General features: G+C 62.3%; 18 protein-coding genes, 1 tRNA gene and 1 riboswitch. Of the genes, 15 read left to right on the top strand and 4 right to left on the bottom strand.

What is annotated here, in order from left to right; genetic code table 11:
- Positions 1-79: 79 nt before the first annotated feature.
- Positions 80-772 carry a tetratricopeptide repeat protein gene (locus tag ACGHP5_RS08055; protein WP_290532366.1) on the bottom strand — a complete coding sequence of 231 codons (693 nt, stop codon included), beginning with the start codon at positions 770-772 and terminating at the stop codon, positions 80-82.
- Entirely contained in the window at positions 753-2,225 is a 1,473-nt protein-coding gene (locus tag ACGHP5_RS08050) for a carbon starvation protein A (protein ID WP_390568383.1), read from the bottom strand. The genes ACGHP5_RS08055 and ACGHP5_RS08050 overlap by 20 nt, the downstream gene beginning before the upstream one ends.
- 131 nt (positions 2,226-2,356) lie before the next feature.
- Between ACGHP5_RS08050 and ACGHP5_RS08045 the strand changes: the two genes are divergently transcribed.
- The 4 genes from ACGHP5_RS08045 (at position 2,357) to ACGHP5_RS08030 (ending at position 8,046) form a co-directional block, all read left to right on the top strand.
- Positions 2,357-2,431, top strand: a tRNA-Thr gene (locus ACGHP5_RS08045).
- Between the two features lie 222 nt (positions 2,432-2,653).
- Positions 2,654-2,872: riboswitch (cobalamin riboswitch) on the top strand.
- A gap of 170 nt (positions 2,873-3,042) precedes the next feature.
- Entirely contained in the window at positions 3,043-4,839 is a 1,797-nt protein-coding gene (locus tag ACGHP5_RS08040; RefSeq protein WP_390568381.1) for a PKD-like domain-containing protein, read from the top strand.
- A 21-nt stretch (positions 4,840-4,860) separates the two neighbouring features.
- Positions 4,861-5,928: a YncE family protein gene (locus tag ACGHP5_RS08035; RefSeq protein WP_390568379.1), complete on the top strand. Its 1,068-nt coding sequence runs from the start codon at positions 4,861-4,863 to the stop codon at positions 5,926-5,928.
- Positions 5,929-5,937: 9 nt separating this feature from the next.
- Complete coding sequence (locus ACGHP5_RS08030) at positions 5,938-8,046, top strand: TonB-dependent receptor (protein ID WP_390568377.1); 2,109 nt, start codon at positions 5,938-5,940, stop codon at positions 8,044-8,046.
- A gap of 185 nt (positions 8,047-8,231) precedes the next feature.
- On the opposite strand, the gene ACGHP5_RS08025 is transcribed toward ACGHP5_RS08030, so the two are convergent.
- Together ACGHP5_RS08025 and ACGHP5_RS08020 are read right to left on the bottom strand one after the other, a co-directional pair.
- Entirely contained in the window at positions 8,232-10,253 is a 2,022-nt protein-coding gene (locus tag ACGHP5_RS08025; protein ID WP_390568375.1) for an ATP-binding protein, read from the bottom strand.
- Positions 10,250-10,648, bottom strand: coding sequence for a response regulator (locus ACGHP5_RS08020; RefSeq protein ID WP_278972505.1), 399 nt, complete (start codon positions 10,646-10,648; stop codon positions 10,250-10,252). Before ACGHP5_RS08020 ends, ACGHP5_RS08025 begins: the two co-directional genes overlap by 4 nt.
- 287 nt (positions 10,649-10,935) lie before the next feature.
- On the opposite strand from ACGHP5_RS08020, the gene ACGHP5_RS08015 reads away from it, so the two are divergent.
- Genes ACGHP5_RS08015 through ACGHP5_RS07965 form a run of 11 tightly spaced genes read left to right on the top strand, consistent with a single transcriptional unit; the run spans position 10,936 to position 23,443 of the window.
- A complete protein-coding gene (locus ACGHP5_RS08015) occupies positions 10,936-11,304 on the top strand; it encodes a PleD family two-component system response regulator (protein ID WP_290532361.1) in 369 nt (122 codons plus the stop codon).
- Positions 11,301-12,473 carry a sugar transferase gene (locus ACGHP5_RS08010; protein ID WP_390568373.1) on the top strand — a complete coding sequence of 391 codons (1,173 nt, stop codon included), beginning with the start codon at positions 11,301-11,303 and terminating at the stop codon, positions 12,471-12,473. Before ACGHP5_RS08015 ends, ACGHP5_RS08010 begins: the two co-directional genes overlap by 4 nt.
- A gap of 3 nt (positions 12,474-12,476) precedes the next feature.
- Positions 12,477-13,286 carry a TolC family protein gene (locus tag ACGHP5_RS08005; protein WP_290532359.1) on the top strand — a complete coding sequence of 270 codons (810 nt, stop codon included), beginning with the start codon at positions 12,477-12,479 and terminating at the stop codon, positions 13,284-13,286.
- Between the two features lie 11 nt (positions 13,287-13,297).
- Positions 13,298-15,487: a GumC family protein gene (locus ACGHP5_RS08000; protein WP_390568371.1), complete on the top strand. Its 2,190-nt coding sequence runs from the start codon at positions 13,298-13,300 to the stop codon at positions 15,485-15,487.
- Positions 15,488-15,520: 33 nt separating this feature from the next.
- Complete coding sequence (locus tag ACGHP5_RS07995; protein ID WP_390568369.1) at positions 15,521-17,059, top strand: O-antigen ligase family protein; 1,539 nt, start codon at positions 15,521-15,523, stop codon at positions 17,057-17,059.
- Between the two features lie 4 nt (positions 17,060-17,063).
- The gene (locus ACGHP5_RS07990; protein WP_337755616.1) at positions 17,064-17,954 is read left to right on the top strand and encodes a glycosyltransferase family 2 protein; all 891 of its coding nucleotides are present in this window, start codon (positions 17,064-17,066) and stop codon (positions 17,952-17,954) included.
- Positions 17,951-19,147: a glycosyltransferase gene (locus ACGHP5_RS07985; protein ID WP_390568367.1), complete on the top strand. Its 1,197-nt coding sequence runs from the start codon at positions 17,951-17,953 to the stop codon at positions 19,145-19,147. Before ACGHP5_RS07990 ends, ACGHP5_RS07985 begins: the two co-directional genes overlap by 4 nt.
- Complete coding sequence (locus ACGHP5_RS07980) at positions 19,144-20,262, top strand: glycosyltransferase family 4 protein (protein ID WP_390568365.1); 1,119 nt, start codon at positions 19,144-19,146, stop codon at positions 20,260-20,262. Before ACGHP5_RS07985 ends, ACGHP5_RS07980 begins: the two co-directional genes overlap by 4 nt.
- A gap of 19 nt (positions 20,263-20,281) precedes the next feature.
- Positions 20,282-20,887 (top strand): DapH/DapD/GlmU-related protein, encoded by a 606-nt coding sequence (locus tag ACGHP5_RS07975; protein ID WP_295901173.1) that lies wholly within the window; start codon positions 20,282-20,284, stop codon positions 20,885-20,887.
- 8 nt (positions 20,888-20,895) lie between these two features.
- Positions 20,896-21,984 carry a hypothetical protein gene (locus ACGHP5_RS07970; RefSeq protein ID WP_390568363.1) on the top strand — a complete coding sequence of 363 codons (1,089 nt, stop codon included), beginning with the start codon at positions 20,896-20,898 and terminating at the stop codon, positions 21,982-21,984.
- Complete coding sequence (locus tag ACGHP5_RS07965; protein ID WP_390568361.1) at positions 21,965-23,443, top strand: lipopolysaccharide biosynthesis protein; 1,479 nt, start codon at positions 21,965-21,967, stop codon at positions 23,441-23,443. Before ACGHP5_RS07970 ends, ACGHP5_RS07965 begins: the two co-directional genes overlap by 20 nt.
- The last annotated feature ends 2 nt before the right edge of the window (positions 23,444-23,445 follow it).

Raw genomic sequence — 23,445 nt, 5'->3', positions numbered from 1 at the left:
AGAAACCGCAGTCCGGAAATCCGGGCTGCGGTTCTGTTTCTCGGGGCAGGGTCTCCGACTTCCGGCATGCAGGCGCCCGTCAGCGGGCGGCGCGCAGGGCGTCGACGAACCCGGGCCAGAGCACCCAGAGGTTCTCGGTCTGGAGCCACAGTTCGCGGGCCTGCGCGGCGGGCGAGGGGCGTTCGCTCCCGATGTCCAGCAGATAAGCTTCGTCGGCCGGATGTTCGTCGGCGGTAAATTCGGCGAACCAGGGCGCGAAACGCGTCCGGAAACGCTGCAACTCCCCTTCGGGCAGTTTTCCGCTGCGGCGGAAAGCCGACCACAGCAGCAGCACCTCACGCCCCGGATGCTTGTCCGACACGTCGTTGATCACCTCGTCGAACAACTCCTGCTCGTCCATGGCCAGGTAGTCGAAGGCCAGCAGTTCGCTCCCCTCCAGATGGTCTTCGGGATCGAGTTCGAGGAGCATTTCGAGCAGCGCCGCCGACATTTCGAAATCGTTGATCAGAAAGTGGTCGATGGCCGAGGCGAAGATCAGTTCGAGTGCCGCGCGCGAATTGCGGTGGTTCCATTCGAGATTGACCTCCTCGTCCTCGGGAATCAGTTCCGCAAGGCGCTGGAAAGCCTGGAAACGCTCGTTGCAGGCTCCCTCTATATCGCCGGCGGCCTGCATCTCGCGGGACCGGGCGAGAACTTTCGCGAAATTATAGGGTCCTTCGCCGACCACCTCGAAAGTCTGGTCGGGCGTGGGTTCAAGATATGCCTTTTGCATCGTTGTCTTTGAGTTTGAGGATCATGGCGACAAGTACCGCCAGCGTCACGCCTCCGCCCAGCAGGTAAGCCGCCGTACGGTTCTGCATGCCCAGCATCAGCGGCGAAACGAAAATATAGCTGGCGCAGACGTAAGTCATGACGAGGGCCGGGATCAGTCCCACCCACACGTTGCGCCCCCGGTGGCGGAGGTAGGCGACGATCATCCAGAGCGTCACTGCCGCGAGGGTCTGGTTCATCCACGCGAAATAGCTCCACATGGCCTGGAAAGGCAGTCCGAAGATGATCAGCAGACCCAGTGCGAAGAGCGGAATACAGATATAGATGCGTTTGCGCAGCGTACGCTGTTCGATGCCCATGAAGTCGGCGACGATCAGTCGTGCGGAGCGGAAGGCCGTATCCCCCGAAGTGATGGCGCAGGCCACCACGCCGAAGATGACGAAGACGGCCAGCACGGGACCCAGCGTCTTGTTGGCGATCACGTCGATCATCACGGCCGCCTGCCCCCCGTATTCGGCGATGGCAGCGTTCAGCCCCGCGACATCGCCCCAGAAGGCCATGGCGACGGCAGCCCAGACGAGGGCGATGATAGATTCGGAAATCATCGCGCCGTAGAAGACCGAGCGGCTTTCGCGCTCGTTGCGCATGCAACGGGCCATCAGCGGCGACTGCGTGGCGTGGAAGCCCGAAATGGCGCCGCAGGCAATGGTCGTGAAGAGCATCGGGACGATCGGGAAGTCCTTCGCATCGGCGATACAGTTTTCGAAGGAGGTGAATTCCGGAATGGCGTATTCGCCGCTGAAAAGCAGCACGACGAGGATGCCGACGGCCATGAACAGCAGCGCGAAGCCGAAGACCGGGTAGATGCGGCCGATGATCTTGTCGACGGGCAGCAGCGTGGCGGCGATGTAGTAGACGAGAATCACGCCCAGCACAATCAGCAGCAGCCACGAGAAACCGCCGAAGGCGATGCCTTCGAGCGCCGGAACGTCGAGGCGGTTGGCGATGAGCGAGGCGGGCTGCGAGAGGAACACCGCCCCCACGAGGATCATCAGCCCGGCGGAAAAGAGCCGCATGACGAACTTCATGCCGCCGCCGAGGTAGACCCCGGCCGTCTCGGGAAGGCTCGCGCCGTCGTGGCGCAGGGAAATGACCCCGGCGATAAAATCATGGGCCGCACCCATAAAGATACCACCGAAAGTGATCCACAGAAACGCGACCGGACCGTAGGCCGCACCGAGCACGGCACCGAAAATCGGACCGAGCCCCGCAATGTTGAGCAGTTGGATCAGGAAAATGCGCCACCGGGGCAGGGGCACGTAGTCCACGCCGTCGTAAAGGCGGCTGCAGGGCGTCGGGACCGCCGGGTCGATGCCGACGAGCCGTTCCAGATAGCGCCCATAGGTGAAATATGCGGCCACCAGCAACGCCAGGCACACCAGAAAAGTAATCATCGCAAAATAGCTTCGGGTCAGTTTTAGCGCGAATATAGCAAGAAAAGCGAGAATTTTCGCAAAATTGTTGCGAGAAAAAAATATTTTTCAGATATTTGCAGTCCCAAAGGGAACCTCGGCGTTCCCGAAAGGCTGAATTAGCTCAGCGGTAGAGCACTTCACTCGTAATGAAGGGGTCCCGAGTTCAAATCTCGGATTCAGCTCCAGGAGGCGTGAGAAAGGGGAGAAAGCACGCCATCCACTGCAAAAAGTCTTATTTGTCGTTGACAAGTAAGACTTTTTCGTTTTCAGGCGCCAGGGGGGGGGCAGGCGTCCGCCGCCCGTCCGGCGGGCTGTTACGCCCCCGGAAACGCCCGGAAATGAATCCCGGGCGGCGGGACCTTCGGCATAAAATTCGGCCGCCGCGTCTTCTTTTTCATCTTTTTTCCATACCTTTGCCGTGCAATGGTTCGCCGAACGAGGCCCCCGGCCCCGGGCGATTAAAAGGGAATGCCGTGAAAATCGGCAACAGTTCCCTCTGCTGTAAGTTCCTGCCGCCGAAGCGGCACATCAGACCCCGACAATCTCTTGCCACTGGTTTTCACGCGACCGGGAAGGCGCCGGGGCCGGAACGAGTCAGAAGACCTGCCGCTGCAATGGTTTTACAATCCAGGGGGAAATGGATCGTGATCGGCCGGAAAAACGGTTCCAGGCATATCCCCGAATGTAAAATCAGGTTACTGCGAAATTCCGGCCGGACGCATGCCGTGCGCCCGGCACGAATGCGGATCTTTCGGAGATCCGCAAAGATTGGTTGAACGATTTAAACGAAGAGGATATGAGCTGTTTTTTCAGTCACGCCGGACGGACGGCGATACCGGTTCTGCTTTCGGTATTGCTGGCTGCCGCAGCCTGCAACAAGGACGGAGAGATCACGCTGCCGGACAGCAAACCCCGGATCACGCTCGACAGCGAAACTGGCGTTTACGCGGCCAAGATCGGTCATACGGTGACGATCACGCCGACCGTGGAAAACGAAGGGGATGCCGCATACAGCTGGACGATCGACGACGAGGTCGTTTCCACGGAGCGCGTGTTCGAACACGCGTTCAGCGAGGAGGGCCGCGTCTACGTGACCCTGCGGGTCGAAAACCGGGCGGGATACGACGAGAAGGAGGCGCGTATCGACGTGAACCGGCTCGCTCCTCCCATCATCTCGCTCATCGTGCCGCCGACGGGGCTATACGTGCTCACGGGACGGGAATACACGTTCGCACCGGAGGTGCAGAACGGCGAAAACGCCCGTTACGAATGGTATCTGGACGACTCGTCCGTCCCGGTCTCCACCCAAAAGGACTACATCTTCATGCGTACCCGGCCGGGAGACTGCACCCTGCGGCTGACGGCCGCCAACGAGGACGGCACGGCCGAGAAAACGCTCGCCGTGCACGTCGTGGACGTCATACCGGTCCGCATCGCGTTCATCCCCTCTTCCTACTCCGCCGACCCGCTGGTGCGGAGCGTATCGCTCGGGCGGACGCTGTTCCTGCGGCCGCAGGTGGCCGACGCCGTCGGACCGGAATATACGTGGTACGTGGACGGCACATTGCAGGAGGGCGCAACCGACCGCATGTTCGCCTTCACGCCGGAGAAGGAGGGCGAATACGAGGTCACCTTCCGGGTGACGGACACGGACGAAAGCCCTCTCGCGCCCCTCTCGCGCCATATCACGCGCGCGTCGTCGAAGCGAATCACCGAGGAAACGCTCCGGGTGACCTGCTACGAACGCGAATCGGAGCGCGTCATCACGACGACGGGACAGCCCGCGGCGGACCGGGTACTCGAATTCCTGCCTGCGCCCGGACAGTTCGTCAACGAAAAGGACATGGCCGGATATACCGGCCAGAAAACCTTCGAGGAGGCCCGCCTCTACGCCGAAAACCGCTTGAAAAAGGGAGAGTTCGTCTCGCTGGGCAACTTCGGCGGCTACGTGATCCTCGCCTTCGACCACAGTGTGGAGAACAAGGGCGGATACGACTTTTCGATCCCCGGCAACCAGTTCGAAGGCAGCAACGAGCCGGGCGTCGTGTGGGTGATGCAGGACGTCAACGGCAACGGCAAACCCGACGACGAATGGTACGAACTCCGGGGCAGCGAGACGGGCAACGAATGGACCACCCAGGAGTATGCGGTAACCTATTACAGGCCCGGCGGCCCCCGACAGGGGGTGAAATGGACCGACAACCTGAACCGGAGCGGGCAGGTAGCCTACCTGGAGCAGTTCCACCCGCAGGACTACTACTACCCCCTGTGGCTCGAAGAGGAGTCCCATACCTATTACGGCACGGGCCTGCGGCAAAACACCACGCAGGACCCCGGCGGAGACTGGTCGAACAACTCGTTCGAATGGGGGTATGTCGACAACGCGGGCAGCGACAACCTGGATTCTTCGGGTAAGACCGGGAAGACCTATTTCAAGATCGCCAACGCCATGACACCCGACGGACAGCCGGCCGGATTGCGCTACATCGACTTCATCAAGGTGCAGAGCGCCGTCAACGGCAGCGCCGGAGGACTGGGCGAACTCTCGACCGAAGTCGCCGGAATGGCCGTCGACGAGAACCTCAACCGATAGCCTCACTCCCGCTCCCGACGCATGAAACGATTCCTACGACAGATTCTGACAGCGGCCTTGTGCCTCTCCGCCCTGGGCGGCTGCATGAAGTGGGACTACGGCCGCACGGAGGATTTCTCGGCGACGGAACGAGGTCTGTTCATCGTCAACGAGGGCATGTTCCAGTACGGAAACGCCACGCTGTCGTATTACGATCCGGAAACGAAAACCGTCGAAAACGAAGTTTTCTACCGGGCCAACGCCTTCAAGCTGGGCGACGTGGCGCAGTCGATGGTCCTGCACAACGGCGTGGGATGGGTCGTGGCGAACAACTCGCACGTCGTGTTCGCCATCGACCCCGACACCTTCCGCGAGGTGGGACGCATCACCAACCTCACCTCGCCGCGGTACATCCATTTCGTTTCGGATGAAAAGGCCTACGTCACGCAGATCTGGGACAACCGCATCTTCATCGTCAACCCCAAACGTTACGAAATCACGGGACATATCGAATGCCCGGACATGACGGCGGAATCCGGCTCCACGGAGCAGATGGTGCAGTACGGCAAATACGTCTTCGTGAACTGCTGGTCGTACCAGAACCGCATCCTCAAAATCGACACCGAGACGGACCGGGTCGTCGGTCAGCTGACCGTCGGCATCCAGCCCACGTCGCTGGTGATGGACCGGAACAACAAGCTGTGGACCATCACCGACGGCGGCTACGAGGGCAGCCCCTACGGATATGAAGCCCCCTCGCTGTACCGCATCGACCCCGAAACGTTCTCCGTGGAAAAGCAGTTCCGGTTCCGGAAGGGGGACACCCCGTCGGAGGTGCAGCTCAACGGCACGCGCGACACGCTCTACTGGATCAACGACGACGTCTGGCGCATGCCCGTCGCCGGAGAGCAGCTTCCGGTGCGCCCGTTCCTCGAATACAGGGAGACCAAATATTACGGACTGACGGTCGATCCGGCCAACGGCGACGTGTACGTCGCCGACGCCGTCGACTACCAGCAGCAGGGAATCGTCTGCCGCTATACGGCCAAGGGCGAGCCTGTCGACGAATTTTACGTGGGCATCGCGCCCGGAGCGTTTTGCTGGAAATAACGGGAGAGCATGAAAACAACCGCCTTGTTTCTTTGGATTTTGCTGTTCCCGGCGCTGCTGCGGGCGCAGGGCCAACCGCTGCCGTCCGCACCGCCGGAAAACCCGCAGAACGCCGGCGCGGGGGAGTGGCGCGGTAAAGGCGCCATCGCCATCCGCGAAGTTCCGGTCTGGGGCCGGCGCCCGATGAAAAGCATCGGCATCGAGGAGACGAAATTCGACTCGGCGGTCCTCAAGGAGAACATCGCCCTCTCGATTGCCGACGCACTGACGTTCAACGCGCCGGTTTTCGTCAAGCAGTACGGCCGCGCAACCCTCTCGACGGTATCGTTCCGCGGCACAGGCCCGTCGCACACGCAGGTGACGTGGAACGGCATGCGCATCAACAACCCGATGCTGGGCATGACGGACTTTTCGATGATCCCCTCCTATTTCATCGACGACGCCTCGCTGCTGCACGGAACCTCGTCGGTCAGCGAAACGGGCGGCGGACTGGGCGGACTGGTGAAACTCGCGACCACGCCGGCCGCGGCCGACGGATTCGGACTGCAATATATCCAGGGCATCGGCATGTTCAGGACCTTCGACGAGTTCCTGCGTCTCGGGTGGGGCGACGAGCGCTGGCAGGTATCGACCCGCGCCGTCTGCCAGTCCTCGGCCAACGACTACAAATACCGCAACCGCGACAAGAAGGAGAACATCTACGACGAGGAGATGAACATCGTCGGGTCGTACTATCCCACCGAGCGCAACAAGAGCGGCGCGTTCGACGACGTGCACGTCCTGCAGGAGGTCTACTACAACACCGGACGCGGCGACCGCTTCGGACTGAACGCCTGGTACATCAATTCCAACCGGGAGCTGCCCCTGCTGACGACCGATTACGCCGACGACACGCAGTTCGAAAACCGCCAGCGCGAGCACACCCTGCGCAGCGTCCTCTCGTGGGATCATCTGCGGCGGGACTGGAAAGTCGCGGCAAAAGCGGGATATATCCACACCTGGATGGCCTACGACTACCGGCGCGACAAGGGCAACGGCATTCTGGAAGTCATGACCCGTTCGCGGAGCAGGATCAATACCCTTTACGGACAGGCGGAGGGAGAATATACCGTCGGAGAGAAATGGCTCTTTACGGCCAATGTTTCCGCACACCAGCACTTGGTCGAAAGCGCCGACAAGAACATCATCCGCCAGCAGGGCGACAAAGCCGTCGTCGGCTATGACAAGGGCCGCATCGAACTCGACGGCTCCCTGTCGGCCAAATGGCGCCCCACGGAACGGCTGGGAATGTCGGTCGTCCTGCGCGAAGTCATGTACGGAACGTCCTGGTCGCCGGTCATCCCGGCCTTCTTCGCCGACTGCCTGCTCTCCAGGCGCGGCAGCGTCGTGGCGAAAGCTTCCGTCTCGCGCAACTACCGTTTTCCGACGCTCAACGACCTCTACTTCCTGCCGGGCGGCAATCCCGGGCTGAACAGCGAAAAGGGCATCGCTTACGAAGCCGGACTGTCGTTCGCCGTGGGAAAGGACGGCTCGTACACGCTCTCGGGGTCGGCGTCGTGGTACGACCAGCACATCGACGACTGGATTCTGTGGCTGCCGACGGCAAAGGGATTCTTCTCGCCGGTGAACATCAAAAAGGTCCACGCCTATGGCGTGGAAATCCGGGCCGACCTGGCCGCTGCGCTCACCAGAGAGCTGAAAATCAGCCTCGACGGCACGTTCTCATGGGCGCCGTCGGTCAACGAAGGGGAGCCGATGTCCCCGGCCGACCAGTCGGTCGGCAAACAGCTGCCCTACGAGCCGGAATATTCGGCCACGGCGACCGGAAGGCTCTCCTGGCGAAGCTGGGGCCTGCTCTACCAGTTCTGCTATTACAGCGAACGCTACACCATGTCGAGCAACGACATCACCCTCACCGGACGCCTTACGCCCTATCTGATGAGCAACCTCTCGCTGGAAAAGGGATTCTCTTTCCGGTGGGCGGACCTGACACTCAAAGGCACGGTCAACAACCTTTTCAACGAGGAGTACCTCTCGGTGCTCTCCCGGCCCATGCCGCGCATGAACGCCGAGTTCTTCATCGGCATAAAGCCCAAATGGAGGACGAAAAAGAGGTGACCCGTCGCGCACACCTCCCGGAACCGCCGGCCGGACCGTCCGAGTACGGCAAAGCCCCGGAAACGAAATCCGGAAGCAGGGCAACGGAAAAGGGCGCCCGGCGAAAACAGCGCCGTTCCGGAAAACCGTCCCGCCCCGCGATACGAAAAAAGGGTCCCCGATTTCGAGAACCCTTTTTCAGTGTCTTATTTCCCTTCGGGAACCAGCCGTCCGTCGTCGTTCACAAAGAGGGGCTTGCGCTGCTCAGAGGGTAGAAATCCCCCCCCCTCGCGATTCTCTCCACCGGAGTCGATTCCGATGGGATGCGCGAAGACGAAACGTGCACCGGCCGTATAACCGGGATCGACCCAGATACGCCCCCCGACGATCATGGCGATCTGGCGGCAGATGGCAAGGCCCAGGCCCGTACCCTTCTTCTTGTTGCCGTCGAGTTTCTCGAAACGGTTGAAGACCATCTCCTGCTTGTCGAGCGGGATGCCCGGGCCGGTGTCGGCCACCGAGAAAAGCACCTCGCCCCGCTCCTCGTCGATCTCCACCCCCAGCGTGATGCTGCCCTCGAAGGTGAACTTGCCGGCGTTGGTCAGCAGGTTGATCAGAATTTGCGAAAGACGGTGGGCGTCGGTGGTGAGCATGAACGACCCGACGGGACATTCGAAGCGCCCCTCGACCCCCTCCTGCCGCGTATGGGCCGTGGTCATCATCACATGCTGGCAGATCTGCACGATGTCCTCCGAAGCGTAGTTGAATTTGATCTTGCCGCATTCGAGCGACGAAATATCGAGAATGTCGTTCAGCAGCGTGAGCAGCATCTCGGAGTTGTTGACCACGATGGCGCAGTACTCGGCACGCTCCTCCTGCGAAAGTTCCTCGCTCTGCATCAGCGACGAGAAACCCACGATGGCGTTGAGCGGCGTACGGATTTCGTGGCTCATGTTGGCCAGGAACGCCGACTTGAGCATGTCCGACTCCTCGGCCTTCTCCCGGGCGACGACCAGCTGGCCCTCGCGCTCCTCAAGCGTGAGTTTGAGCCGCCGCATGCGCAGCAGCAGCCACGTCACGAAGAACAGCAGCAGCACCAGCAGCAGGATGCCCAGCACCAGCAGCTCGATGTAGTGGGAATATTTCGACAGCTTGGCCGCCATCGTATCCTCGATGACGCTGCCCTTGGGCAGGGCGTATTCAGCGATCTTCCACTCCTTGAGCTTGCGCGAATCGAACAGGTAGAGACTCTTGCTCGTATGGAAATGGGCGTCCTCGATGCTGTCCGTATCGTAGTATTTCCGGATCTGGCCGGCAATGATCTCCGCACCGTTCTCGTATTCGGGCACGTAACCGCCGATCGCCATGTCGCCGATGCCCGTACCGGTCACCGAGAAGACCGGAACGCGGGGGTTGTTCTGCACCAGGTCGTTCAGCGACCGCTGCATGAAGTATTCGCCGTCGCTGCCCACGCGCCACGTGCCCAGCATCACGGCCGAACGGGGCGGCAGCGTCGCAAAGGTCCGGAACGCCGTCTCCTCCCCCTCGCGGCTGTCCACCAGCACGAGATTCAGGTCGGGGTAGTTCTCCCACTCCTCGCGTACGAGCGCCTGCAGCGAAATGCCGCCGTAGGTATTGTCGGTCACCAGGGCGATGTTCTCCACCTGGGGATAGAGCGAACGAATCAGTTCGATGTTGCGCCGGATGTCGTAGCGGTTGAGCATCCCGCCCACCCGGTTCAGACTGTCGCCCATGGCCTGGTAGTCGACCGCACGGGGTTTCCACGTCTGCAACGAATCGGACGGCGCGGGCAGCATGACGCCGTTCTCGCTGGCGAAGCAGCTGAAACACAGCACCCCGTCGGGGATGCGGCCCAGCGACACGAAAGAAGCCCACGCCTCCTGCCCCAGCAGCACGATGGCGCGCAGCGAGCGGCCCTCGTAGCGGGAAATCAGGTTGTCGATCTGGGAAATCCACTGCGGCGCGTCGGCGATGCCCTTGCATTCGAGGGTCTCGACATAGATGTCGCACGGAACGCCCGAAGCGACGATGCGCTGTTCGAATTCGGTGATGAAACTCGACATGCGGCGCGTGTCGGGATTGTACGACGAAATGATCAGAATGCTCTCGCGCCCCGCGGACTCATGCGCCCGGACGAATGCAGGCAGCAACAGGATGCAGCAGAGCAGCAGCGACCGGCCTGGGTTTATCGCGTGTTGTTTTCTCATATATCCTCCTTTGCCGCCAACATGGCGGCCACCCTTGCGCGGAGTTCGTCCGCACGGAGGGGTTTTGCCAGACAGTCGTCGAATCCGGCGTCGAACATCCGCCGCCGGTCGGTCTCGAAAGCATAGGCCGTCAGCGCGATGACGGGAACGGCGGGCGACAGTTCCCGGATCTGCCGGAACGCCTCGTAACCGTCCATGACGGGCATGTTGATATCCATCAGCACCAGGTCCGCACCCTGCGTCCGGAAAAGCTCGACGGCCTCCGCGCCGTTCACCGCATGGACGAGGTCATAATCCCGTCGAAGCAGTACCTCGACGAGTTTATAGTTACTGGGATTGTCCTCTGCGACAAGGACCCGGGACCGCAACGCGGCGCCGCTGTTTTCACACACCATAGACTGTGTAAATTTAAGATTCCCGGGATCGTATCGGGAACAGCATCAGCTACAAAGTTAACAATTTTTTGAATACCTATTACAATTTGTCCCGGAAATCGGACTTCGGGACCCCAAAAAACGGGTCAAAACGGCCGTTTTTGATAAGTTATTTATCCCGAATAGTATACATTCCGTTTTTTTTACCGATATTTGCATGCGGGATTCGGATTAATATCCTTATCTTTACGTTCAATTATATGCAATATCTCCGGCCGGGCCGGGAAACGGGATAAATCAAAGTAACAATGAGCAAGAAAAAGGTACTGATCGTCGACGATAAAGATCAGATCGCAAAAATCCTTTACGTATACCTCCAGGGGGACTACGACTGTCATTACAAGCCGAACCCCCTCGCCGCTATCCAATGGCTCCTCGAAGGCAACATACCCGACCTGATCATTTCGGATATCCGCATGCCCGAAATGCGCGGCGACGAATTCCTCGCCTACCTCAAGCGCAACGAGCTGCTGCGGGGAATCCCGGTCATCATGCTTTCGAGCGAGGACAGCACTTCGGAGCGCATCCGGCTGCTGGAAGAGGGCGCCGAGGACTACATCGTCAAGCCCTTCAACCCGCTGGAACTGAAAATACGCATCAAAAAGATCATCGATTGAAATACCCCGTCATCTATATCAAAGGCAAAGGCGACCACACGGCCCGTTTCGCAGGACTCACCGGCGGAAAGATGCAAGTTGTCAGCGACATCGCCGCAACGATGAGGACGCTCACGGCCCTCCGCGCCGAACACGCCTGTGTCCTCTACGAACAGCGAAACCCGGGAACCGATTGCAGCAACATCCGTTTCCTGCGTTCGCGGTTCCCCGAAACGGGTATCATCCTGATCACGCCGGGCCATCTCCGCGACGAGGAACGCCGCAGTTACCTGCGCGCCGGGGTCAACAGCGCCATGGCGGGCGACGTGTCCGACGAGGATTTCAAGCGCACGCTGCAGTTCATGACCGACTACACATTCACCCACAGGCCCGTCGTACACAGGAACGAGGAGGTGCAGGTTTTTCGTATGCCGCTCTGGAAACGGGCCTTCGACATCGCCGCGTCGCTCGGGGCGATCATCGCGCTCTCGCCGCTGCTGCTCGCCGTGGCCGTGGCGGTCAAACTCGACAGCCCGGGACCTGTCATCTACCGCTCGAAGCGCGTGGGCAGCAACTACCGCGTCTTCGACTTCCTGAAATTCCGTTCGATGCGCACCGACGCCGACCAGCGGCTCAAGGAGTTGAGCAACCTGAATCAGTATGCGGCAGACGCGGGGAAAGACTCCGGCACCTCGAAAATCTCGCTCGACGACGAGGAGATGAAGAAACTGCTCGCCGACATGGAGAGCGGCATGCTTTTCGCCGACGATTTCGCAATCCCCGAAGAGGAACACCAGCAGATCGTGGACACCGAACAGGAAAACGCCTTCGTAAAGATCGAAAACGATCCCCGCATCACGCGGCTGGGACGCTTCCTGCGCAAATACAGCATCGACGAACTGCCGCAGCTGTTCAACATCCTGCGCGGCGACATGTCGGTCGTGGGCAACCGTCCCCTGCCGCTCTACGAGGCCGAGCGCCTCACCAGCGACGAATATATCGAACGCTTCATGTGCCCTTCGGGGCTCACGGGACTGTGGCAGGTCGAAAAGCGCGGCGGCGCCGGCAAGCTCTCCCCCGAACAGCGCAAGCAGCTCGACATCGAATACGCCCGCCGGATGTCGCCCTGGTTCGACCTGAAGATCATCCTGCGCACGTTTACGGCGTTCATCCAGAAAGAAAACGTTTAGACCATGAAAAAGTTCCTGCTTCTACCCGTCCTGATGTGTCTCCCGGCCCTGCTCCGGGCGCAGGCCCCGGCTGCGCAGCAGCCCGGCGGCAGCCTTGCGGCCGCTCCCGCCCGCGAGGAATACAACGACCTGGCGCGGATGTCGGCCGAAACGTACATGAACCTGCACCTGCCGCCGCTGTACGAACTGCTGGAAAACGCCCGCGCGCAGTCGCCGCAGGTCAACCAGTTCGCCTCGAAGAAAGAGCAGGAGGAGCGCGAAATCAAGACCCTGCGCCGCTCGTGGCTCAAGAACATCAAACTCAACGCCCAGTACAGCTACGGCTCGACCGACGTAAACAGCCTCATGTACTACGACAAGAACCTCCCCGTAGTGCAGAACGTCACGGGAACCACACAGGCGTGGTGGACCGTCGGAGCGGGCATTTCGCTGCCCCTCGACGAGATTTTCAACCGCCGCAACCGCATCAAGCAGCAGCGCAAGCGGCTGGAAAGCATCGAGTACGAGATGAACAGCTGGTATGACGAAATCTGCCTGAAGATCATCGAGGCCTACACTTCGGCCGTCGAGAACCTCTCGCTGCTGGAGACCTCGGCCCGTTCGATGGTGGCCGCGAAGGCACAGTACGTCGCCGCCGAAGCCGATTTCGTAAACGGCAAGATCGACGCGCAGACGCTCAGCCGCCAGAAAAGCATCGAGAGTTCGACCATCCGCGAATACGAGCAGACCCGTTCGCAGCTCAACAAGGCGTTGCTGCAACTGGAAGTGCTCTCCAAAACACCGATCATCAGCAAACCCAACCCGACGAAATAAACCGCCCGCCCATGACGACGTATATCGCATACATACTGAAATTCCTCTTCCGGATCAAGTGGTGGCTCATCATCTGTCCGGTAGCGGTCGCCCTGCTGGTCTATTTCTACATGGGACGCCAGGCCCGCTATTACCGCTCGACCTCGACCATCTACACCGGCATCGTGTCGGGCTACGACCTCGAAAACGGCGAAGGGTCGCGTCAGGACTGGAACATCATCAACAATGCGATGGACAACCTGATCAACATCATCAAGTCGCAGTCGACGCTCCACAACGTCTCGCTGCGCCTCTACGCCCGGAACATGGTCCACGGCGACCCCGATCAGGACAACAGCTATATCTACGCCCGCAACTACCGCAGCGAGGTGGCGCACACGCCGCCCGACGTGCTCTCGCTGATCGACCGCGACAGCGAGGAGCAGACGCTCGAAAACCTGCTCGGCTACGAGGTCGCCGAGCACGGCAACCACGTCTACGGACTTTTCCACTGGACCCACCGCTATTACAGCTACCAGGCCCTGAGCCGGATCGAAGTGCGGCGCATCGCCAACAGCGACATGCTCGAAGTGAGCTACGAAAACGACGACCCCGGCGTGGTCTACAACACACTGGAACTACTCAACGACGAGTTCGTCAAACAGTACAAGGAACTGCGCTACGGCGAGACCAACAACGTCATCAGGTTCTTCGAGCAGGAGCTGGCCCGCGTGGGCCGCGAACTGCGCGAGCAGGAGGACTCGCTGCGCGATTACAGCGTCGAGAACCTGATTATCAACTACGACGAACAGACCAAGCACATCGCCATCCTCTCGCGCGACTTCGAACTGCGCTACGAGGAGACGCGCCTGAACCTCAACAGTTCGGAGTCGCTCCGGAAGAAGATCGAGGCGCAGCTCGAAGACCTCCAGATTTTCCGCAACAACGCGGCCTTCATCGAACAGCTCCACAAGATCGGGGACCTCCAGGCGCAGATCACAGCCGCCGAAGCCTTTATCCCCGACCCCGCATCGGGACGGGAGCCGGTGACCCAGCCGATCGACGTGGGACGCCTCCAGGCCCGGATGCAGATCGAGACCGACAGCCTGCGCAGCATCACGTCGGCCATCGCCAGCCAGCAATACACCAAGGAGGGAATCTCCACGGGATCGCTCATCCAGCAATGGCTCGACGCCGTGCTGCTCTCGACCAAATCGCAGGCCGAGATGGAGGTGGTCAACGAGTGGAAGAAATCGCTCGACGACCGCTACGTGCAATACGCTCCGGTTGGTTCGACCCTCAAGCGCAAGAACCGTCTGATCAGCTTCACCGAACAGTCGTACCTCTCGATGCTCCAGGCGCTCAACACGGCGCGCCTACGGCAGAAGAACCTGCAGATGACCTCGGCGACGCTCAAGATCATCAACCCGCCGGTGCTGCCCATTTCGGCCGAGCCGACCAAGCGCAAGATGATGGTCGCGGCGGCATTCTTCTGCACGCTGGTCTTCATCCTCGGCATCTTCATCCTGCTCGAACTGCTCGACCGCACGCTGCGCGACAAGATTCGCGCCGAGCGCATCACCGGCGGCAAGGTCATCGGGGCGTTCCCGGGCCGGGGCCGGTTCGGCGAGCGGCGTTTCGTCCAGCAGTACCGCCAGATCGCATCCCGCTTCATGGGCAACGCCGTGCTCAACTACTTCGACCCCGGCAAGCGGCCCAACGTACTCAACATCCTCTCCACGGAGCAGGGCGACGGGAAATCGACCCTCGCCGAGCACCTCGCGGCCCATTTCCGCGAAACGGGCATGAAGGTGCGCAGCGTGTCGTGGAACCGGGATTTCGACGCCCACCAGAAAGAGTACCTGCTCGCCGGGCAGATCGGGGACTTCGTACACGACGCCGGAGACGAGATTCCGCTCGCGGAAGCCGACGTGGTGATCGTGGAATACCCGCCCCTGAGCGACAGCCCCGTATCGAAGGAGCTGCTGCAAGGCGCGGAGCTCAACATCGTGGTGGCCCCCGCCAACCGCACCTGGAAGGATACCGACCAGCTGCTCTTCGAGAAATGCGGACAGATGGCCGGGGAGACCCCCACGGCGCTCTTCCTCAACTACGCGGGGCGTGACGTCGTACAAACCTTCACGGGGCTGCTCCCGCCCTTCACCCGCCTGCGCAGACTGGGTTACCAGATCAGCCAGTTCGGTTTCACGGCCGTCAAGTAGCCCGTCGTCCGCAATCCTGCAAAACAATCGCAAATGGAGCTTTACGGCAACATAACCGCCTCGCTGAGCGTCCCCCGGATCGCCCTGGGACTGATTGCGGCCGGAGGCGTGGCCGTCGTCGCCTACGCCTTCACCCATTACGGGCTGCCGGCGGGCGCGGCCGTGTCGATGCTCCCCATCGGGCTTTGCGCACTGTGGTTCTCGCTCCGCAACCCGGCGGTCTCGATGCTCGGGATGCTGGTGCTCAACTATTTCATCATGTATCTCGGCCGGGAGTTCCTCCACGGCGTGCCGGTCGGGCTGATCCTCGACGGCGCGCTGTTCTTCAACCTGGCGATACTCCTGCTGCAGGCCCTCGTCCACCGGATCGAGTGGCGGCGCGCCGGCACGGGACTGACCCTCGCGGCGGCGATCTGGATGATCTACTGCGTACTCGAACTGTTCAATCCCCAGAGCGTCTCGCCCAAGGGGTGGACCATGGCCATCCGTTCGCTGGCCTTCTATTTCTTCCTGGTCGTAGCGCTCACGCAGCTCACGATGGCCCGCTACAAATACCTGAAGGCCATGCTGGCCGTATGGTCGGTCCTGACGCTGATCGCCGTGCTGAAGGCCCTCGTCCAGAAATACGCCGGCTTCAACGCCGCCGAGAACTACTGGCTGTTCGTCGAGGGCGGCGCCGTCACGCACATCATCTACACCGGCGTGCGCTATTTCTCGGTGTACAGCGACGCCGCGAACTTCGGCGCGGGCATGGGGCTGGCGATGGTGGTCTTCTCGATCTCCGCGCTCTACTACCGCAACCCGTGGATGAAGGTCTACCTGCTGGCGGTGGCCGCCGCGGCGTGCTACGGCATGCTGATCTCGGGAACGCGCAGCGCACTGGCCGTGCCTTTCGCCGGATACGCCGTATTCGTAGTGCTCTCACGCAACTTCCGGATGGTCGTGGCGGGCGTCTTGCTGATCATCGCGGCATTCATCTTTCTCAATTTCACGACCATCGGGCAGGGAAACCCCATCATACGCCGCGCCCGCAGCGCCTTCAACACCCAGGACGCCTCGTTCCAGGTGCGCCTGGAGAACCAGGCCCAGCTGCGCGAACTGATGCGCGGAAAACCGTTCGGAGCGGGTCTCGGACACGGAGGCGGCAAAGCCAAGGTCTTCGCCCCGGACGCCCCGCTGTCGCAGGTTCCCACCGACTCGTGGTTCGTGATGATCTGGGTCGAGACGGGCATCGTCGGACTGCTGCTGCACATCGGCATCCTGCTCTACGTGCTGGGACGGGGCGCCTGGCTGGTGATCTTCCGCCTGCGCAATGCCCAGCTGCGGGGACTCGTCGCGGCGCTCGTCGCAGGCATCTCGGGCGTGGTGGTGATGTCCTACGGCAACGAGGTGCTGGGCCAGATTCCCACGGGAGCGATCATCTATATGAGCATGGCCTTCATCTTCCTCTCGCCGCATTTCGACAAGGAGCTGGAGGAGGCCGAAAAGGCGCAGAACACGGTTCCCCGGAAGAACCTGCTGGCCGTGAATCCCCGCGCGGCGGCGCTTCCGCCGGCAATGGCAAAAGAGTAAGGAGATGAAACCACGCATATCGGTCATATCGGTCAACTACAACGGCTTCGCACTCACCGCGGCGATGATCGACTCGCTGCGCCGCCACGTCACGACGCCGCTCGAAATCGTCGTCGTCGACAACGGATCGCAACGCGACGAAGCGACGGAATTGCAAGAACGCTATCCTGAAATAATAGCCATACGAAGTCCGGAGAACCTCGGCTTCGCCGGCGGCAACAACCTCGGCATCCGGGCCGCCTCGGGCGACCGCCTCCTGCTGCTCAACAACGACACGGAGGTCGGGGACGACACGCTGCATTACCTCGCGGAGACACTCGACGCCGATCCTTCGGTCGGGGCCGTCTGCCCGAAAATCCGCTTCTGGGCGCCCCCGCAGGCGATCCAGTTCGCGGGCTACACACCCCTGACGCGCATTACCCTGCGCAACGCCCTCGTCGGGTTCGGACAGCCCGACGACGGCTCCCGGGACACGCCGCACACGACGCCCTACGCCCACGGCGCGGCGATGATGGTGCGGCGCGAGGCGGTCGAGAAAGCGGGACCGATGCCCGAGGAGTATTTCCTCTACTACGAGGAGCTGGACTGGTCGGAGCGCATCCGCGAGGCGGGTTACAGGATCGTCTACGACCCGCGGGCGACCGTTTTTCACAAGGAGAGCGCCACCACGGGCCGGCAAAGCCCCCTGCGGAGCTATTACCTCACGCGCAACCGCCTGCTGTTCGCCCGCCGCAACCGCCGCGGGACGGAACGGCGGCTCTCGATACTCTACCAACTGGGCGTGGCCCTTCCCAAAAGCGTCGCCGCGGCCCTGCTGTGCGGACGCCGGGACCTTGCAGCGGCCGTCCTGCGCGGCGGCCGGGATTTTCTGCGCCATAAAACCGGAAAAGAATGACTGCGCTGACCATCATAGACTGGCTGCTCGTTCTCGCACTGCTGCTGCCGGTGCTCTACCTCTTCCTCTTCGCGGCGTTCTCGATGCGGCGGCGCACGGACGACTATCCCCCGGCGCGGAAACAGCGGCGGTTCGTGACGCTGATCCCCGCCTACAAGGCCGACGCGGTGATCCTCCGCACGGCACAGGCGGCCCTGGCGCAAGAGTATCCCGAAGGGCTGCACCGCGTGGCGGTGATCGCCGACCGGCTGAAGCCCGAAACGCTCGCCGGACTGCGCCGCCTGCCGCTGACGGTGATCGTGGTGATGTTCGAGAACAGCTCGAAGGCCAAGGCGCTGACCGCAGCCACGGACCAACTCGGACCCGGCGCGGCCGATGTCGTCACGATCCTCGACGCCGACAACCTCGTGGGACCCGATTTCATCGCCCGCCTCAACGAGGCGTTCGACACGGGCATGGTGGCGGTGCAGGCCCACCGCACGGCCAAGAACCGCGATAGCGACACGGCGGTGCTGGACGCCGCCAGCGAGGAGATCAACAACTCGATTTTCCGCCGCGGCCACGTGGCGCTGGGACTTTCGTCGGCGCTGATCGGCTCGGGAATGGCCTTCGCCTACGACTGGTTCCGCGACAACATCCGCAAATGCCGCACCTCGGGCGAGGACAAGGAACTGGAAACCCTGCTCCTGCGGCAGCGCATCTACATCGACTACCTCGACGACCTCATGGTGCTGGACGAGAAGGTGCAGGGCGAAGGGGCTTACTACAACCAGCGGCGGCGGTGGATCGCGGCACAGTTCTACGCCCTCGGCTCGGCCCTCCGGGACCTCCCGGCCGCACTGCTCCGGGGCAACTACGACTATGTGGACAAGCTGGTGCAATGGTGTCTGCCGCCGCGGATGCTGCTCATCGGGCTGGTTCCGCTGTGGGCCGTCGCGCTGACCTTCCTCGACCCGTGGGGATCGGTCAAATGGTGGGCGGCCTGGCTGCTGCTGCTCTTCGCGATGGCCATGGCCCTGCCCGACGAGCAGACCGACGCCAAACTCGGCCACGCCCTGCGCCGGGTTCCCGTACTGGTGCTGCTCACCGCCGCAAACCTCTTCCGCCTCGGCGGAACCAGGGATAAGTTCATCCACACCCGACACACCGGAGCGTCGGACGCAGCCCCGGAAAAAACCGACTCGATCCCATGAAAATAGCCATCGAAGCACAGCGCATCTTCCGCCCCAACAAACACGGCATGGACTTCGTGGCGCTCGAAACCATCCGCTGCCTGCAACGGCTCGACACCGAAAACGAATACTTCATCCTCGTCGGCGACGGTCCCGACCCCTGCCTGGAGGAGACGCCCAACGTGCATATCCTCACACTCCGCTGCCCGTCGTACCCGCTGTGGGAACAGTGGGCCTTGCCGCGGGCCGTGGCGCGCATCCGGCCCGACCTTCTGCACTGCACGAGCAACACCGCCCCAGTGTGGGGTTCGACGCCCCTCGTGGTGACGCTCCACGACATCATCTTTCTCGAAAAACAGGCTGCACGCAACCGATCGCTCTACCAGTCGCTCGGACGGCAGTACCGCCGCCTCGTAGTGCCGCGCATCCTGCCCAAGTGCCGCAAGATCATCACCGTGTCGCAGTTCGAATGCGACCGCATCCGCACGGCGCTCGGTCTCGCCCCCGAACGGATCACGGCCATCCACAACGGCTACAACACCCGCTTCCGGCCGATGGACGACACGGCCGGAATCACCCAACGTTACCTTTCCGACCCGGAATACCTCTTTTTCCTGGGCAACACCGACCCCAAGAAAAACACCCCGGGAACGCTGCGCGCCTACGCCGAATACGTGCGCCGTTCGGCGCATCCGCTGCCGCTGCTCATCGCCGACCTCACGCCCGAGGCGGCAAAATCCATCCTGCAACGGATCGGAGCGCCCGATCTGGAAAACATGCTCCGTCTGCCGGGGTATATCCCCAACGGCGACCTGGCGGCCGTCTACAACGGTGCGGCGGCGTTCCTCTACACCTCGCTGCGCGAGAGTTTCGGCATTCCGCAGCTCGAAGCGATGGCGTGCGGGACGCCCGTCGTCACGTCGAACACCTCGGCCATCCCCGAGATCGCGGGCCAGGGGGCCATCCTCGTCGACCCGACCTCGCCCGCGGAGATCGCCGACGCCCTCCTGCGGCTCGAATCCGACGCGGCGTTCCGGGCCGAAAAGGTCGCCTACGGACTCGACCGGGCGAAACTGTTCTCCTGGGAGCAGACCGCGCAGAAACTGCTGTCGCTCTACCGCGAACTGGTCCCGTAAACCGTAACCTGAAGAAACAATGATCGGAACAATAAAACGAAATCCCCGCCTGCGGCGCCTCGCGCTGTGGATGCTCTCCTCGCCCAAGCGGCCGCGGCCGCGTTGGTGGGTGAGGATACTGCGCCCCCTGCTGCACCCGGCGGGACGGGGGTCGAAAATCAGCCGGCACGCCCGCGCCGACGTCTTCCCCTGGCACCGCTTCACGCTGGAGCAGAACGCCCAGATCGAGGATTTCGCCGTGGTCAACAACGGCGCAGGCGACGTGCGGATCGGCGAAGGTTCGCGCGTGGGCATCGGCTCGGTGGTGGTCGGGCCGGTCGACATCGGCCGCCACGTCTTCCTGGGCCAGCACGTCTCGGTGCAGGGTCTCATCCACGGCTACGAGGACGTCACGACGGACCCCAACCTCCAGCCGCTGATGCTCCGGCCCGTGAAGGTCGGCGACTACACCCACCTGGGGACCAACTCGACGATCCTGGCCGGCGTCACCATCGGCCAGCGCTGCCAGATCGGCGCCGGATCGGTCGTCACCAAGGACATCCCGCCGTACAGCGTGGCCGTGGGCAATCCGGCCCGGGTCGTGAAACGCTACGATTCCGATAAAAAAGAGTGGGTCCGGGTTTGAAGCAGGCCATGAAAATACTGATCGTCTATAAAGCCTCGGGATTGAGCGACAACCCGTTCGTGCGCCTGCTCGCAGAGGGCATCCGCGCCTGCGGGTTCGAAGTCGTGTGCTCGGCCGGGGAGTTCTGGAACAATGCGGAAGCCTACGACGTCATCCACCTCCAATGGCCCGAGGAGCTGTTCGGATGGAGCTATCCGACGGCGGAACAGGTCGCGGCGCTCCGCCAGCAGTTCCGGACGCTGCACGAAAAGGGCATCCCCGTCGTCTACACCCGCCACAACACCCGTCCCCACAAGGGCGACGCGCAGCTGGCCGAAGCCTACCGGCTGACCGAGGAGAACGCCGACGCCGTGGTGCATCTGGGCAATTACAGCCGCCGGGAGTTCCTTGCGGCCTACCCCGCCTCGCAGCAGCTGCACGCCGTGATCCCGCACCACATCTACGAAGGACTGTACGCCCCCATCGACCGCGGCGAGGCCCGGCGGAAACTGGGGATTCCGGCCGATGCCTTCGTGATGCTGGCCTTCGGGGCGTTCCGTCACGCCTCGGAACGGAAACTGGTCTGGCGTGCGTTTCGCCGGCTGCCTCTTGCCGGAAAATTCCTGCTCGCACCCCGGCTGTGGCCCTACACGCTCAACGGCTCGTACCACCGGGGAGTGAAACGCCTCGCGGTGAAAACGTTGTACCATGCGGCACACGCGGCCGAAAACCGGTTCCGCATGCGCATCACCTCGGCCGAAGGACTGATTCCCGACGCCGACCTGCCGGCCTACTTCACGGCCGCCGACGTGGTTTTCATCCAGCGCACCGACATCCTCAACTCGGGCAACGTGCCCCAGGCTTTCGCTTTCGGACGCGTGGTCGCAGGCCCGGATTCGGGAAACATCGGCGAAATGCTGGCCGCGACCGGGAATCCGGTTTTCGACCCCGCGGATCCCGCTTCGGTGGACCGCGCGCTGGCCGAAGCGGCCCGGCTCGCCGATGCCGGACACGGCGGCGAGAACCTCGAATACGCCCGCGAACACCTCCGCCTGCCGCAGATCGCCGCGGCATACGGACGAATTTACCAACGATTGCATGACGCACAACGACGATAAACAGCCGCATTCGGTGGGCCGGGAGCTTGCCTCGGGCGTCTTCTACACCTCCGTCGCCAAGTATGCGGGGGTCGTGGTGACGATCCTCGTGACGGCAGTGCTCGCGCGCCTGTTCACCCCCGAAGAGTTCGGCGTGGTGAACATCGCCACGGTGATCATCGCCTTCTTCGCCATCTTCAGCGACCTGGGCATCGGCCCGGCCGTGATCCAGCACCGGAACCTCTCGCGCCGCGACCTGGGCGGCATCTTCTCGCTCACGCTCTGGTCGGCAGCCGTGATCGCCCTGCTCTTCTTCGCCGCCTCGGGGCTGATCGCCTCGTTCTACGACGACTCGGCGCAACTGCGCGACATCTGCCGCATCCTCGCGCTGAACCTCTTCTTCGCCACGGCGAACATCGTCCCCAACGCGCTGGTGATGCGCGACAAGCGTTTCCGCTTCGCCGCCGTGCGCTCGCTGGCCGTGCAGGTCGTCGGAGGCGCCGCGGGCATCGCCGCGGCCTACGCCGGGGCAGGCATCTACGCCCTGACGATCAACCCCGTCTTTTCGAGCCTGATGCTCTTCGCGATCAACTACCGCGAGTACCCGCTCCGCATCCGCCTGCGGCCTTCGCGCGGAGCGATCCGGAAGGTCTTCTCGTTCTCGGCCTACCAGTTCTCGTTCCAGCTGCTCAACTTCTTCAGCCGCAACCTCGACAAACTGCTCATGGGACGCTACATGAGCCTCTCGGACCTGGGCTATTACGACAAGTCGTACCGCCTGATGATGATGCCGCTGCAAAACATCGCCTTCGTCATCTCGCCCGTCATGCACCCCATCTTCGCCCACATGCAGGACGACCTGAAAAAGCTGGGCGAATCCTATCTGAAGGTGATCCGCCTGCTGGCCTTCATCGGCCTGCCGCTGTCGGCCGTGCTGTGGTTCACGGCCGAGGAGCTGGTGCTGATCATCTTCGGCGGACAGTGGATGCCGTCGGTAGCGGCGTTCCGCATCCTGGCCCTCTCGGTCGGCATCCAGATCGTGATGTCGACCTCGGGTTCGATCTTCCAGGCCGCAAACGCCACGCGGATGCTCTTTATCTGCGGCCTGTTTTCGGCCACGCTCAACGTCACGGCCATCTGCACCGGCATCTTCGCCTTCGGGACGCTCGAAGCCGTGGCCTGGGCCATCTGCCTCTCGTTCGCCGTCAACTTCGTGCAGTGCTATCACGCACTCTTCTGCCTGACCCTGCGGATGAAATGGGGACCCTTCTGGAAAAGTCTCCTTTCGCCGCTGCTGCTCACGGCGATCCTCGCACTCGCGCTCGCGGGCCTGACCCACCTGCTCCCGGCCGGAACGCCCCTGCCGGCGGCATTGGCGGCCAAAAGCGCGGCGGCAGCGGTTGTCTGGCTGGCCTACGTCCAGCTGGGCGGCGTGTATGACCTCAAAGAACTCGCGGCGCACCTGCGGCCCGGAAAATAAAC

The sequence above is a fragment of the Alistipes sp. i18-0019-D1 genome (assembly GCF_042852885.1).
In the GTDB taxonomy this organism is placed as follows: Bacteria; Bacteroidota; Bacteroidia; order Bacteroidales; family Rikenellaceae; genus Alistipes.
Note: the sequence above shows the minus strand (reverse complement) of the source record. Positions and strands in the feature narration are given on the sequence as shown.